Below are 14,242 nucleotides of genomic sequence, written 5' to 3' on the forward strand. Positions count from 1 at the left end.
TGACCAGCAATGGCCGACGAGAACACTCCCGCCACCACTGAAGAAGAAGAGCAGGTGCTGCGGATCGAGCCCGTCGGGCTCGAGACGGAGATGCAGCGCTCGTATCTCGACTACGCGATGTCCGTCATCGTCTCGCGTGCGCTGCCCGACGTACGGGACGGTCTCAAGCCCGTCCACCGTCGTGTGCTGTACGCGATGTACGACGGCGGATACCGGCCCGAGAAGGGCTTTTACAAGTGCGCCCGCGTCGTCGGTGACGTCATGGGTACGTACCACCCGCACGGTGACGCCTCGATCTACGACGCCCTGGTCCGCCTGGCCCAGCCGTGGTCGATGCGGATGCCGCTGGTGGACTCCAACGGCAACTTCGGTTCTCCGGGCAACGACCCGGCCGCCGCCATGCGGTACACCGAGTGCAAGCTGATGCCGCTGTCGATGGAGATGCTCCGGGACATCGACGAGGAGACCGTCGACTTCCAGGACAACTACGACGGCCGCAATCAGGAGCCGACGGTTCTGCCGGCCCGGTTCCCGAATCTGCTGGTCAACGGGTCGGCCGGTATCGCGGTCGGTATGGCGACCAACATTCCGCCGCACAATCTGCGTGAGGTCGCGGCGGGCGCCCAGTGGGCGCTGGAGCACCCGGACGCCACCCACGAGGAGCTGCTCGACGCACTCATCGAGCGGATCAAGGGCCCGGACTTCCCGTCCGGTGCGCTGGTCGTGGGCCGCAAGGGCATCGAGGAGGCGTACCGCACCGGTCGTGGCTCCATCACGATGCGCGCGGTCGTCGAGGTCGAGGAGATCCAGAACCGCCAGTGCCTGGTGGTCACGGAGCTTCCGTTCCAGACCAACCCGGACAATCTAGCGCAGAAGATCGCCGACCTGGTGAAGGACGGCAAGGTCGGCGGCATCGCGGACGTCCGCGACGAGACCTCTTCCCGTACGGGCCAGCGCCTGGTCATCGTGCTGAAGCGGGACGCGGTCGCCAAGGTCGTGCTGAACAACCTCTACAAGCACACCGATTTGCAGACGAACTTCGGCGCGAACATGCTGGCGCTGGTCGACGGCGTGCCGCGCACGCTGTCGCTGGACGCCTTCATCCGCCACTGGGTGCACCATCAGATCGAGGTCATCGTCCGGCGCACGAAGTTCCGCCTGCGCAAGGCGGAGGAGCGGGCGCACATCCTGCGCGGTCTGCTCAAGGCGCTGGACGCGATCGACGAGGTCATCGCGCTGATCCGGCGCAGTGACACGGTCGAGATCGCGCGCGAGGGCCTGATGGGTCTGCTGCAGATCGACGAGATCCAGGCCAACGCCATCCTCGAGATGCAGCTGCGCCGACTGGCAGCCCTGGAGCGGCTGAAGATCGTCGCCGAGCACGACGAGCTGCAGGCCAAGATCAATGAGTACAACGCGATCCTGGCCTCGCCCGAGAAGCAGCGTCAGATCGTCAGCGAGGAACTGAACGTCCTCGTCGAGAAGTTCGGCGACAACCGGCGCTCCAAGCTGGTGCCCTTCGACGGTGACATGTCCATCGAGGACCTGATCGCCGAGGAGGACATCGTCGTCACCATCACGCGTGGCGGCTATGTGAAGCGTACGAAGACGGACGACTACCGCTCGCAGAAGCGCGGCGGCAAGGGTGTACGCGGTACGAAGCTGAAGGAAGACGACATCGTCGACCACTTCTTCGTCTCGACGACGCACCACTGGCTGCTGTTCTTCACCAACAAGGGCCGGGTCTACCGTGCCAAGGCGTACGAGCTGCCGGATGCCGGCCGGGACGCGCGAGGCCAGCACGTCGCCAACCTGCTGGCCTTCCAGCCGGACGAGCAGATCGCCGAGATCCTGGCGATCCGCGACTACGACGCCGCGCCCTATCTGGTGCTCGCCACCAAGGGCGGCCTGGTGAAGAAGACGTCGCTGAAGGATTACGACTCGCCCCGTTCGGGTGGTGTCATCGCGATCAACCTCCGGGAGACGGAGGACGGCAGCGACGACGAGCTGATCGGCGCGGAGCTGGTGTCGGCGTCGGATGATCTGCTGCTCATCAGCAAGAAGGCGCAGTCGATCCGGTTCACCGCAACGGACGATGCGCTGCGTCCTATGGGGCGTGCGACATCGGGTGTGAAGGGGATGAGTTTCCGTGAGGGAGACGAGCTCCTCTCGATGAATGTTGTCCGGCCGGGTACGTTCGTGTTCACTGCCACCGACGGCGGGTACGCGAAGCGGACCGCTGTCGACGAATACCGCGTCCAGGGTCGTGGCGGCCTCGGTATCAAGGCCGCCAAGATCGTGGAGGACCGCGGGTCGCTCGTGGGTGCGCTGGTGGTCGAGGAGACGGATGAGATCCTCGCCATCACGCTCGGCGGCGGTGTGATTCGTACGCGAGTCAATGAAGTCAGGGAGACGGGCCGTGACACCATGGGCGTCCAACTGATCAACCTGGGCAAGCGCGATGCCGTGGTCGGTATCGCTCGTAACGCCGAGGCCGGTCGCGAGGCCGAAGAGGTCGAAGCGGCCGCAGAGGTTGAAGGGACCGAAGAGGTCGAAGGGGCCGACATCGAGACGGCCGAGGCGGCAGTCGAGGGCGCTCAGCCCTCGGCCGGGGAGCACGAGGAGTAAAGCGTGAGTGGAGCCACGGGCGCCGGATCGGCCGCTTCCGGAGCGAACGGTGCCCGTGGCCCTGCCGCGGACTCCCAGGGAGTTACGGTGACGGACACCCGGGGGCCCCAGCCCCCGTACGAGACGCACGGCGGCGAGCAGCAGGCAGCGCAGCCGTACCACCCGCCTCAGGCGTATCCCTCGCCCCAGGGTGTGGGACAGATGCAGGGCGGGCAGCAGGCGGGCACCGCTGTGCGGCGGCCGCGGACCGGGGCGCGTACGACGCCGCGTACCCGCAAGGCGCGGCTGCGGGTGGCCAAGGCTGACCCGTGGTCGGTGATGAAGGTCAGTTTCCTGCTCTCCATCGCGCTGGGCATCTGCACGGTGATCGCGGCCGCGGTGCTGTGGATGGTCATGGACGCCATGGGCGTCTTCTCCACGGTCGGCGGGACGATCAGCGAGGCCACCGGCTCGAACGAGAGCAATGGCTTCGATCTTCAGTCGTTCTTGTCGCTGCCGCGGGTGCTGGTCTTCACCTCGGTCATCGCGGTGATCGATGTGGTGCTGGCCACAGCGCTGGCGACGCTCGGGGCGTTCATCTACAACCTGTCCGCCGGTTTCGTGGGCGGTGTCGAGCTCACGCTGGCGGAGGACGAGTAACCGATTTTGGCGCTGCCAGGCACGTGCGCTAATCTTCAGAGGTCAGCGCAGAGCGCGGCGGGGCTATAGCTCAGTTGGTTAGAGCGCATCCCTGATAAGGATGAGGCCACAGGTTCAAATCCTGTTAGCCCCACAGTTGTGATTCGGCCCGGACGGAGATTCTCCGTCCGGGCTGATCGCTTTGTCCGAGACCGGAGTTGGCGCGTACGCAGGTCACCGATCGGTATCGGTCGGTGTGTATAGTCGGGCGCCAGAAGTCCTCATACGTCAAGGAAAGACGAGGTCGCGCGGTGAAGAAGCTTCTCCTGGTCGCACTGGCCGCCATCGGCGGGCTCCTCGTGTACCGCCAGATCCAGGCGGATCGCGCCGAGCAGGATCTGTGGACGGAGGCGACCGACTCCGTGCCCGCAGGTTCGGGTGTGTGAGACGCAGCAGTCTTGAATCATGGAGCCCCGGTCGCTGAAGCGGCCGGGGCTTCGTGTTGCCCGGGCCCGGGGGCCGGTGCCGTTGCGGGAACGTGACAATGCCCCTCTTGAGTTCACCTTCGCGAATCATTAGATTGCAAGAGCAAACTTTGGGTTTCGGGGAGGGGACACGGGTGAAGGCACGACTGGGTTGCCCGGCGACGGTGGCAACGATCGGCGCAGTGCTGCTCGCACTGGCGGCCGGGCCGCTGTCTGCCGCAAGCGCGGCCGGGCAGGCGGAGCAGGCAGAGCGGGTCGAAACGCCGGACGGGAAGAGCGGCCTGGTGATGGTGCTCGACTCCTCCGGCTCCATGGCCGACGACGACGGCACGGGCCGGACCCGGATGGAATCCGCCCGCACGGCGGTCGGAACCGTCGTGGACGCCCTTCCGGACGGCTTTCCCACCGGCCTGCGGGTCTACGGCGCCGATCGGCCCAAGGGCTGCACCGACACCCGGCTGGCCCGGCCCGTACAGCCACTGGACCGGGCGGCCATGAAGCAGGCCGTGGGCGCCGTACGGCCCAAGGGCGACACGCCCATCGGACTGTCATTGCAGAAGGCCGCCCAGGACCTGCCCAGGCCCGCGGACGGTGCGATAGGGACGCGCACGATCCTGCTGGTCTCCGACGGCGAGGACAACTGCGGCTCCCCGCAGCCCTGCGAGGTCGCCGAGCAGCTGTCCAAGGACGGTGTCGGACTGCGTATCGACACCGTCGGCTTCCAGGTGCGGGGCGCGGCACGGCAGCAGCTGGAGTGCATCGCGAAGGCGGGCAACGGCCGCTACTACGACGCGCCCGACGCCAAGGCCCTCGCCCGCCAGCTGCAGCGCTCCGCACAGTTGTCCGCGGACGGTTACCGCTTCCGCGGCAAGCCGGTCGAGGGCGCGCTGAAGCGGGACGCGGCGCCCGCTCTCGTACCGGGGCAGTATCTGGACACCATCGGACCGGGCGAGCAGCGCTATTACGCGGTCGACCTCGATGCCGAATCGACTGTGGACTTCTCGGCGACGGCGGTGCCGCAGCCCGGGGCGGCGGTCGACACCTTCGACGTCCTGCGCACCAGCATCGCGTACGGCACTGACAGTTCCTGCGGGACCAGCACCGAGCGCTTCTTCCAGAAGGAGGGCGCGACCCCGCTCACCTCGGCGGTCGCCCGGATCCGGAGCGAGAAGGGCACGGATGGCTGTGACAGGGCGGGTCGGTACTGGCTGGTCGTCGAACGTGAGAGCAAGAAGGGCTCGGACGCCGCGCGGTGGCCGCTGGAGCTGACGTACGGGGTGGAGAAGCCGCTGGCCAAGGATGTGACGCCCGCTCAGTCGCAGCCGGAGTACGGGGAGGGCGACAAGGACGCCCTGCTGCCGACCGGGGACCCGCGGGACGTGACGGGCGGCACCGGCTTCAACGACGCCAAGGAGCTCGGACAAGGCGTGTGGCGGGACAAGGTCCTGCCGTCGCAGACGCTCTGGTACAAGGTCCCGGTCGGCTGGGGGCAGCAACTGCGGTACGACGTGGAGTTCGCCAACGAGCCGACCGTGGAGGGCTCTTCCTCGGTCTGGTCCTACGGAGCCACTCAGGTCTTCACGCCGGACCGGGCGCCGGTCGGCGGCGGCACCGCGGAGTTCAGCCCGCAGAGCATCTACAACGGCCGGCCCATGGCGCTGGAGATGGGCACCGTGCCGGTTGCCTGGACCAACCGCCACGAGTCCAGCCCCAACGTCGTCCCGGTACACACCAGGGGCGGCTTCTACATCGCCGTCACGCTGGGTGCGAAGGCGGCCGAAATCGCCGAGAACCCTCACATCGGCGTGGTGGTACGAGTGGCGGTACTGGGCGACGAACTGGCAGGGCCGCAGCACGACGCTCCCGCCCTGGTGAAGGAGACGGACAAGCAGGGTGATTCGGCCGCCCGCGCAGACAGCGAAGGGGCCGCCGGGGCAGGATGGACCGGCACTGCGGCCGCGGCGGCGGCAGGCAGCGCGGTCATCCTGATCGCGATCCTGGTACTCGTACTGGTACGGCGCAGGTCGGCCACGGACACAACAAGGAGAAGCGCGTGAAGAGGCAGCGCGGCAGAGGCCGGGCGACGCTGGCCTGCATGGCGGCGATGTGCGCGGTGGCGGCGCTGCCCGGGCAGTCGTGGGCGGCCGGCGAGCCGAATCCGTACACCTTCGACAGCGCGGCGAAGCCCGTCCAGGGCACGGCGTCCAACACCGCCGGGCCGCCCCTGAACGCCGGATCGACCTACAAGGACACGATCAAGCCCCGCGAGAAGCGTTATTACCGCATCGATCTGGACGGCACGACCAACGCGTACATCTCTGCGGTGGTCGTCCCGAAACTGGCCACGAAGGTCGCGTACTCGGACAAGCTCACGGTGAGTATCGAGGACCGCTCGGGCGCCAAGTGCAGTGACAACTACGCTCAGTTCGGCTCAGCCGAGTACGCCCGGCCGGTCGCCGCGTACGCGGACCGGACGATCGAAAAGGAGAGCAGCAACTGCCAGGAGGCCGGCACGTACTACGTCCTCCTGGAGCGGACCAGCGACGCGACCTCCACGCCCGAGGCATGGGACGTCGAGATGCGTTTCGCCTCCGAACCCGGGCTGAAGGCGGCCGCTCCTACCGCACCGCCCGAGACCTGGCCCTCCGCATCGCCGGCGGCACCCGCAGGCGGCCCGGAGAAGCGCCCAGGCGGAACGAGCTACACGGACGCCACCAGCCTGAAGCAGGGCGAGTGGCAGGACGAGATCACCCCGGGCCAGACGCTTTTCTACCGGGTGCCGGTGAACTGGGGACAGCAGATCTTCGCCAGCGCCGACCTCGGTACGAGCACGGCGGCCGACAGCGCCCAGAGCGTCAGCCAGGCCTTTGTGCTGTCCTTGCACAACCCGGCCCGCGGGTACGTGAACAACAACGTCAGCGTGTACTACGACGGCAAGCAGAAGTCGGTCGCGCTGGACCCGCTTCCTCCGGTGGCGTACGAGAACCGGTACGCCACCGACAGCGCCGCCAGTGCCATGCGCTTCGCCGGCTGGTACTACCTGTCGGTCACGCTCAATCCGAAGATCGCCGAGGAGTACGGCAATAAGGCGATTCCGCTGACTCTGCGGGTGAACATCGAGGGAGAGGCAAGTCACGCCCCGGCGTACGCGGGGCCGGCCGGGGACTTCGAAGTCACCCAGGGCGACCAGGAGGCGGCGGACAGCGGGAAGAGCGCTCCCGAGGCGGCGAAGAGCGACACGATGAAGCTGGTCGCTGCTGCGGGGATCGGCGCGGGGACCGTGCTGGTGCTGGGGCTCGGGGCGTGGACGCTGCTCGCGCGGCGGCGGACGGCTGCGGTGCCGGCGGCATCCGCTCAGTCGTCGGCTCAGTCGTCGGCGCAGGGGCCGGCGCAGGGGCAGATGCCTGGGCAGCCACCCGGGCAGGTGTCGATGTACGGGCAGACGCCGGGGCAGGGTCAGGACCAGGCACCCGGTCAGGCACCGGGGCAGTACGGACCGCCCCCCGCCTGGTAGTTCAGGCCCGGTGGTTCAGGCCTGGGTCAGCGCCCAGATGCCGACCGCGAAACAGACCAGCGCAATGAACAGCACCGGGACCGCAACCTTCGGGGGCGGTCCCGGTCGCTTGTGGGCCGCCTGCGGGATTGGTGCGTGCGAGAGCGGAACCTGCGGGCTCTGAGCGGTGTAAGCACGAGTAAGAGCTTGTTCGTACTGCACCGGAGCAGTCGGGGCAGTCTGCGCGGTCGGGGACTGCGCGGGATGTTCGAGCGCCGGAGTGTGAAGGGGGGAGGCGCTGTGCATCGGTACGGGTGTGGGCGTGGGGGTCGGCGTTGGTTCCGCAGCCGCAGGCATGGGGGGAGGCGTGGACGGCTGTGTCGTGTACGGGAGTTGTGCGGGCGACTGCTGGGGTGGCGGAGCCAGATGGAAGCTTCCCGTCTCCGACGGCGGGAGCGGCTGCTGCACGGGAGCCTGGGCGGACTGTTGTACGGGCGCCTGAGCGGCCTGCCGGCCTGTCCGGCCTGACAGGTGGTCCGTTGCGGGGCCGGTGGGGCCGAATCCGGCGGGAAGCGGCCCGATCTGGTCGAAGACCTCGACCGGCTCTTCGTCGGCGCCGGCGTCCGGAAGCATCTCGACGGCGGCCGTGAGCGCCTTGCGCGCTCCCGTGGCGGTACGGAACCTGACCTGCGGATCGGGCTGCAGCAGACCGGCCAGCACCTGCCACAGCGGCTCCGGGATGCCTTGGGGAGCGCCCGGGGTGCCGTTGTTGGCGAAGTGCTCGACCAGAGCCCTGGAGTCGGGCTTCTGACCCTGGAGGAGATAGAGCGCGACCAGACCGACCGCGAAGAGATCGGCCGTGAAGTCCGGCTCGGCACCGAGCATCTGCTCGGGCGCGAAATAGCCGGGCGTGCCCACCACATAGTTGGTCTCGGTGAGGCGCGGCTCGCCCTTGCGCATGGATATCCCGAAATCGGACAGCCGTAGATGCGGCCGCCCGGTTCCGGTCGCCTCGAGCAGGATGTTTGCCGGCTTGATGTCGCGGTGCACGACCCCCTCCGCATGCACCGCGGCCAGTCCGGACAGCAGCTGATCAAGCAGGGTGCAGACAAAGCGGGGCGGCAGCGGTCCGTAGTCGCCGATGACGTGCGCCAACGATCCGCCGCTCACCAGATCCATGGTGAACAGCACCTTGTCGTCGTCCGCGGCCCAGCTGGCCGGGGCGAGGACATGCGGGTGATCGATCCGCAGGGCCTGCTCGCGGACGAAGCGCAGCAGCGCGTGCGCATCGCTCTGCTGCAGCACCTTGGCTGCCACATAGCGTCGGCGCCGGTGGTCCCAGGCACGCCAGACCGCGCCGACACCACCGCGTCCGATCGGGTCGATCAGTTCATACCGACCAGCGAAGACCTCACCCATTGCGCTGCGCCCGCTCCCCGTTCCCTAGTGAGGCCTTCCGCCTCGGTCAGCTCTGGTGCGACTCGTAGTGGGCGACCGCGTCGGCGGTGCGCCCTGCGCCGTACACCCGGAGGAACTCTGCCAGTTCCGGGTGGCTCGGTGCGAGGGAGTCCGCCGCATCGATGATGTCGCCCGCGGCCGCCACCGACCGCAGCAGCGACTGGATCTCGCGTACGACACGGCGCACCGTCGGCGCACCCGAGCTGCTGGTGCTCTGGCTGGTGCCGGTCAGAACGGAGCCGCCCTGCGACTTCTTGACCTCTTCCATCCGGTCGGTGGCCTCGACCGCGCTGACACTGCCGTCGGCGACCTGACTCGCCAAGTCCTGCAGCGCCTGGACCCGTTGGACCACAGCGGGGTTGCCGATCTTGGCGCGCTGGCCGCTCATCAGCTGGGAGAGCATCGGAGCCGAAAGACCGAGCACCGCCGCGAGCCGGGCCTGGTTCAGACCCAGATCGTCGATGAGCCGGCGGAAGAGCGCCCCCAGAGGCTCTCCGTACCAGCTGCGCTGCAGCTCTCTGGCTCTTGCGGTCGTTTCCTGCTGAGCTGCGTCCATCGCGTCTCCCCATCGCTTCCCCAAGCGGGCTTCGCTGCTGCGAACCACGTCGAGCATCCTACGGAGAGTGGTCGCCGACCGGGAGTCCCAATCCTTTTGCAGAATCCCGGGGGTGACCCGGTACTCTGGTCTGCGGCGGTGGCCGAGGACGTTGTGCTCGGTCGTGCCCACCCATCCGGGGCCTTAGCTCAGTTGGTAGAGCGCTGTCTTTGCATGGCAGATGTCAGGGGTTCGACTCCCCTAGGCTCCACACCTTGAAAACCCCCTCTGACCTGCGGAAACGTAGATCGGTGGGGAGTTTTTGCCCGATAGTGCAGATGAAACGGTCCGCATCATGATCATGATGCGGACCGTTTCGCTGTGTCCGGTGGTCTTTGGGCCATGTCCGGTGATGCTGTTGCCCAAGCCGACTTCCGTGCGGTGGGCTCCGGCCTCGGGCGGGGGCGGCACGGTGATCACCGGGCCTGCGTGACTGCGGACCGTGCGGCGTTGGCCCGCCCGTTCTGTCCAAGTCCACTTCTGGCCTGTCTCTTTGTGGACATCACATTCCCGCGCCCCGCCCTGCCCATTGGTGACAGTATTTGGGCCAATTGCAATTCGCCGCTGTCGACAGGCGGCCAATTGATGGGGGAAACGCATGTCAGGTCGTATTCACCTGGCCGCGATCGCGGCATTCACGAGTGTGCTGATCACGGGCGGTGGCGCTGCAGCCTCGGCCGCAGGTGGCGGCACCGTATGGGGCAGTGTGCGTCCGACTTCCGGGGGTGTTGTCGCTGATACGGGATGGGACGTTCCTGTTCCGCATTCCGGCGGATTCACCGATGACACAGGGTGGGACTGAAACACCTGAGGTTTCGGCGTGAGTGATCCATCGGCCCGGGCGGGGGGAATTCCGGCCCGGGCCGTGTGACGGAAACTCCGAGAGGAGCAGGATGGCGGCCGATTCACCACGGTCGGAGCGAGCCGACGAGAACTGCGGAGGAATGGACCCCCGGGAAACGATGCGGGTCCTGCCCGGATTTCTGCAGCACCGGCTGACATTGTTCACTGGAAAACCAATTATCGGCCAGAAATCGCCCGGGTGGACTCCCAGCTACCACCTGATCGCCGCCGCGGGGGCGATGGCGGCCGGTGCCGCCCTCTCCGCCGCGGCCTGGACACTGGCGGGCTGGTGGCTGCTCCTGCTGGCGGCCGGCTGGGCCGTCACGCTGCACGGTATGCGCAATCTGCGCATGATGATCTTCCACCAGTGTTCGCACCGCAATATGTACCGCCGCCGCACCGCCGACCTTGTCATCGGCCGGGCCGTCTCCTCCGTGCTGGTGATCCAGAACTTCGAGCGCTACAGCCGCGAGCATGTGGCCGACCACCACGCCGCGCACCACATGACGCTCCGCGACCCCACCGTGCAGGCCTTCCTGATCAGCCTGGGCCTCACGCCGGGGATGACGCGGGAGGCGATGTGGCGACGGGTGCTGGGCAGGATGTTCTCGCCGCTCTTCCACCTCCAGTTCGCGGTGGCGCGGGCGCGGTCCTTCTGGAGCGCCTCGGCGTCGGCCGAGAGGGCCACGGCGGGAGTGCTGTACGGAGGCCTGACCGTCGCCACCGCCGTCACGGGCACCTGGCCCGCCTTCCTGGTCGTGTGGTGGGTGCCGCTGATTCCGCTGTTCCAGATGAGCAACATCCTGAGGCTCTGCGTGAAGCACACCTTCCCCCCGGTCGGCACCGAAGTGCGGCGTGGCCGCGAGTACTTCGCGAGCCTGACCAACGCCATATTCATCGGCGAGGCCGCACCCGCGCGGCAGGGGGCCGGCGCGTGGTGCCGGTGGACGGTGCGGATGCTCTTCGTGCACGCCCCTGCCCGCTTCCTGGTGCTCACCGGTGACACCGTCGTGCACGACTACCACCACCGGTATCCGGCGAGCAGGGAATGGCACGACTACCTCTTCGCCCGGCAGCGCGACCTGGAGACGGGGCACCACGGATGGCCCGCGTACGAGCACGTCTGGGGGCTCGTCCCGGCCATCAACAGGGTCTTCGACTCGATCGCCGTGGCGGACCCGGAGGAGTACGACGCCGGGCGCATCGCCTCGGTGAGCAAGCGGGAACTCTTCGCCGCGTTCGACGACTGACGGGCCGGCATCAGCCATCAGGAACGGATCACCATGACGGAGCAGCCGGTGCACCAGCACGATCAGAACCAGGAGCGACGGTCGGTCATCCTCGGCGTCGCCGCCAGTGACGCGCACGCCGTGGCCAACCATCTCATCGCCCACTCCCTGCGCAGCATCGGCTTCCAGGTGATCAACCTGGGTACCTGCACCCCCGTGAGTGAGTTCGCGGCCGCCTGCGCCGAGCACCCGGAGGCCGAGGCGGTGATCATCGGCAGTCTCAACGGTCATGCCCAGGAGGATCTGCGGGACCTGCCGGCGGCCAAGAAGTCCGGCGCCATCGCCTGCCCGGTCGTGCTCGGCGGGAACCTCTCGGTGGGCAGCCACAAGGAGACCGCCGCGCTGGACAGGCTGTACGCGCTCGGGGTGGACCACATCCTCGATGACCCCTCCGAACTCCCCGACGTACTCGACCGGTTGCGCGACGAGCGAAGGTCTGCCGCCGACGCAGCCGCCCGGTCGCGCGCCGCGTCATGACCGACGGAGCGCGGCTGCCGCCCCTCGCGGAGTCGGTCGGCTACATCCGGTCGCTGGGCAAGGAGTCCGCAGCCGACGTACTGTCCCGGGCCCGGGAGTCCGGCCGCCTGGCGGTGCAGCCCCGCTGCGGGGTCGGCGGCCACGACGCCATGCGCGAGCTGCTGACGGAGCTGGCCGCGGAGGGTGCCCCCGATCTGCTCACCATCACCATCGACTCCCACACCCGGCTGGGCAACTTCGAGCGGGCCCGCCGGCTCGCCCATCTCAGCCCGCGCGAACTCAACGGTTATCCGCTGGTGGCACACGGCTGGCAGCGCGGCCGGGAGCTCAACGAGTCGGTGGCCCCGCCGCTGCAGATCCGGCACGGTTCCCCCGACGCACGGCTGATGTTCGAGGTGGCGGTGGCCGCCGGCATCACCTCGTTCGAGGGCGGTGGCATCTCGTACAACCTGCCCTACTCCAAGGACGTGCCGCTCGCCGATTCGCTCGCCGCCTGGGATGTGGTGGACCGGCGCTGCGGCGATCTCGCGGAGCTCGGGGTCGTCGTCGACCGGGAGCTGTTCGGCACCCTCACCGCGGTGCTGGTGCCGCCCTCCGTCAGTCTCGCCATCAGCGTGCTCGAGGCGGTCTTCGCCGCGCGGGCCGGGGTGCGGTGCATCTCGATGGCGTACCCCCAGGGCGGACAGCTGGCCCAGGACGTCGCCGCGTTGCGGGCGATCCCGCTGCTGGCCGAGCGCTATCTGCCCGACGGCGTGGACGTCCACGCCGTACTCCATGAGTTCATGGGAGTTTTCCCCAAGGAGCGGGGCAACGCCGAGGACCTGATCCTCTACGGGGCGCTGGTCGCCAGGCTCGGGGGCGCGTCCAAACTGCTCACCAAGACCTACCAGGAGGCGTACGGCATCCCGGACGCCGCGGCGAACGCGGCAGGCATCCGGCTGGCCCAGCGCGCCAATTCTCCGCTGCTCGGCTTTGTCGCGCCGAACGAGGAGGAGACTGCCGAGGAACTGGGCTGGATCCTGGCGGAGGTGGCGGAGATTGTGGAGCCCGTCCTCGAACGGCCCGACACGAAGGCCGCGGTGATCGAGGCCTTCGCCGACGGCCGGCTGGACCTCCCCTTCAGCGCCAGCAAGCACGCCCGGTCCGAGGTGATTCCCCGACGGGACGCCTCAGGAGCGATCCGCTACCTCTCGGCCGGCCGGCTGCCGCTCTCCGGGCGCAGCCTGCGCCGCCATCGCGAGCAACTGCGCGCCGGTCCGGGCACGGCGCCCGCGATCGGCTCGCTGCTGGCCGAACTCACCGGTGACATCAACTACTTTCCGCTGTTGTTCGGTGAGACTTCCGGGAATACCGGAGCGAAGCCGCGTGACAAGCCCTTGGGAGGACCCCATGAAAGCCGTCCGAGTACACCGGCCGGGAGGACCCGAGCAGCTCGTGCCCGAGGAGCCGGCGCCGCCCGTCCCTGAGCCCGGCCAGGTCCTGGTGCGCAACGACGCGGTGGGCGTCAACTTCATCGACGTGTACTACCGCGACGGCAGTTACCCCAGCGAACTCCCCTTCATCCCCGGGCAGGAGGCCGCCGGCACGGTGATGGAGACCGGCGAGGGTGTCACCGGCTTCGCGCCGGGCGACACCGTGGCGTACGCGACCCACCGCGGCGCCTACGCCCGGACCGCGGCGGTGCCCGCGGGCAAACTGGTCCCGGTGCCCGACGGGGTTGCGGTGCGCGATGCCGCCGCCGTGCTGTTGCAGGGCCTGGCCGCCCACTATCTGACCCATGACACCCACCCGGTCGGCGCGGGCGAGACGGTCGTGGTGCTGGCCGCCGCGGGCGGACTCGGCCGACTGCTGGTGCAGCTGGCGGCGCACCGCGGTGCGACGGTGATCGCGGTGGTGTCCGGTGCGGAGAAGGAGAAAGCGGCCCTGGAGTCGGGAGCCCGGCACGCCCTGCGCTACGAGGGCTTCGGCGAGCGGGTGCGCGAGCTCACCGGTGGCGCGGGCGCGCAGGTCGTCTACGACTCCGTGGGCGCGGCCACGTTCGAGGACAGTCTGCGTGCGCTGGGGCGGCGCGGGATGCTCGTGCTGTGCGGGGCGTCCAGCGGGCCGGTACCCCCGCTCGACACGGGGCTGCTGCGCTCCGGCGGATCCCTGTATGTGACGCGGCCGACGCTCGGCGACCATGTGCCGGACAGCGACGCGCTGCGGGCCCGGGCGGCGCAGGTCTTCGCCCTGCTCGCGACGGGCGCGATCCGGCCGCTGGTCTCGCGGGAGCTGCCGCTGGAGCGGGCGGCGGAGGCACACCGTCTGCTGGAGGACCGCGCCACCATCGGGAAGCTGCTGTTGCTGCCATGAGCGC

General features: G+C 68.7%; 11 protein-coding genes and 2 tRNA genes. 11 read left to right on the forward strand and 2 right to left on the reverse strand.

All coding sequences use genetic code 11. The features are described from left to right. Positions 1 to 9: 9 nt before the first annotated feature. The 6 genes from gyrA (at position 10) to AB0D12_RS05510 (ending at position 7,245) form a co-directional block, all read left to right on the forward strand. A complete protein-coding gene (gyrA, locus tag AB0D12_RS05485; RefSeq protein ID WP_362677366.1) occupies positions 10 to 2,628 on the forward strand; it encodes a DNA gyrase subunit A in 2,619 nt (872 codons plus the stop codon). Between the two features lie 87 nt (positions 2,629 to 2,715). Continuing rightward, positions 2,716 to 3,267, forward strand: a complete 552-nt coding sequence (locus AB0D12_RS05490; protein WP_362677368.1) for a DUF3566 domain-containing protein — start codon at positions 2,716 to 2,718, stop codon at positions 3,265 to 3,267. Between the two features lie 59 nt (positions 3,268 to 3,326). Next, positions 3,327 to 3,400, forward strand: a tRNA-Ile gene (locus AB0D12_RS05495). Positions 3,401 to 3,557: 157 nt separating this feature from the next. Next, complete coding sequence (locus AB0D12_RS05500; protein WP_003958712.1) at positions 3,558 to 3,692, forward strand: DLW-39 family protein; 135 nt, start codon at positions 3,558 to 3,560, stop codon at positions 3,690 to 3,692. Between the two features lie 173 nt (positions 3,693 to 3,865). After that, positions 3,866 to 5,788: a VWA domain-containing protein gene (locus tag AB0D12_RS05505; RefSeq protein ID WP_362677370.1), complete on the forward strand. Its 1,923-nt coding sequence runs from the start codon at positions 3,866 to 3,868 to the stop codon at positions 5,786 to 5,788. Next, on the forward strand, positions 5,785 to 7,245 hold the full coding sequence (locus AB0D12_RS05510) for a hypothetical protein (RefSeq protein WP_362677372.1): 1,461 nt from the start codon (positions 5,785 to 5,787) through the stop codon (positions 7,243 to 7,245). The genes AB0D12_RS05505 and AB0D12_RS05510 overlap by 4 nt, the downstream gene beginning before the upstream one ends. 15 nt (positions 7,246 to 7,260) lie before the next feature. On the opposite strand, the gene AB0D12_RS05515 is transcribed toward AB0D12_RS05510, so the two are convergent. Both AB0D12_RS05515 and AB0D12_RS05520 read right to left on the reverse strand, forming a co-directional pair. Beyond that, a complete protein-coding gene (locus tag AB0D12_RS05515) occupies positions 7,261 to 8,643 on the reverse strand; it encodes a protein kinase (RefSeq protein WP_362677374.1) in 1,383 nt (460 codons plus the stop codon). Positions 8,644 to 8,689: 46 nt separating this feature from the next. After that, positions 8,690 to 9,238: a DNA-binding protein gene (locus tag AB0D12_RS05520; protein WP_327324787.1), complete on the reverse strand. Its 549-nt coding sequence runs from the start codon at positions 9,236 to 9,238 to the stop codon at positions 8,690 to 8,692. Between the two features lie 177 nt (positions 9,239 to 9,415). Between AB0D12_RS05520 and AB0D12_RS05525 the strand changes: the two genes are divergently transcribed. The 5 genes from AB0D12_RS05525 (at position 9,416) to AB0D12_RS05545 (ending at position 14,238) form a co-directional block, all read left to right on the forward strand. Next, positions 9,416 to 9,488 (forward strand) — tRNA-Ala (locus AB0D12_RS05525). 733 nt (positions 9,489 to 10,221) lie between these two features. Continuing rightward, on the forward strand, positions 10,222 to 11,370 hold the full coding sequence (locus AB0D12_RS05530) for a stearoyl-CoA 9-desaturase (RefSeq protein WP_362677377.1): 1,149 nt from the start codon (positions 10,222 to 10,224) through the stop codon (positions 11,368 to 11,370). Between the two features lie 33 nt (positions 11,371 to 11,403). After that, a complete protein-coding gene (locus AB0D12_RS05535) occupies positions 11,404 to 11,886 on the forward strand; it encodes a cobalamin-dependent protein (RefSeq protein ID WP_362677379.1) in 483 nt (160 codons plus the stop codon). Next, the gene (locus AB0D12_RS05540) at positions 11,883 to 13,352 is read left to right on the forward strand and encodes a methylaspartate mutase (RefSeq protein ID WP_362677381.1); all 1,470 of its coding nucleotides are present in this window, start codon (positions 11,883 to 11,885) and stop codon (positions 13,350 to 13,352) included. The genes AB0D12_RS05535 and AB0D12_RS05540 overlap by 4 nt, the downstream gene beginning before the upstream one ends. Then, the gene (locus AB0D12_RS05545) at positions 13,321 to 14,238 is read left to right on the forward strand and encodes a quinone oxidoreductase (protein WP_362677383.1); all 918 of its coding nucleotides are present in this window, start codon (positions 13,321 to 13,323) and stop codon (positions 14,236 to 14,238) included. Before AB0D12_RS05540 ends, AB0D12_RS05545 begins: the two co-directional genes overlap by 32 nt. Positions 14,239 to 14,242 lie beyond the last annotated feature (4 nt).

The sequence above is a fragment of the Streptomyces sp. NPDC048479 genome, from assembly GCF_040651435.1.
Taxonomy (GTDB): domain Bacteria; phylum Actinomycetota; class Actinomycetes; order Streptomycetales; family Streptomycetaceae; genus Streptomyces.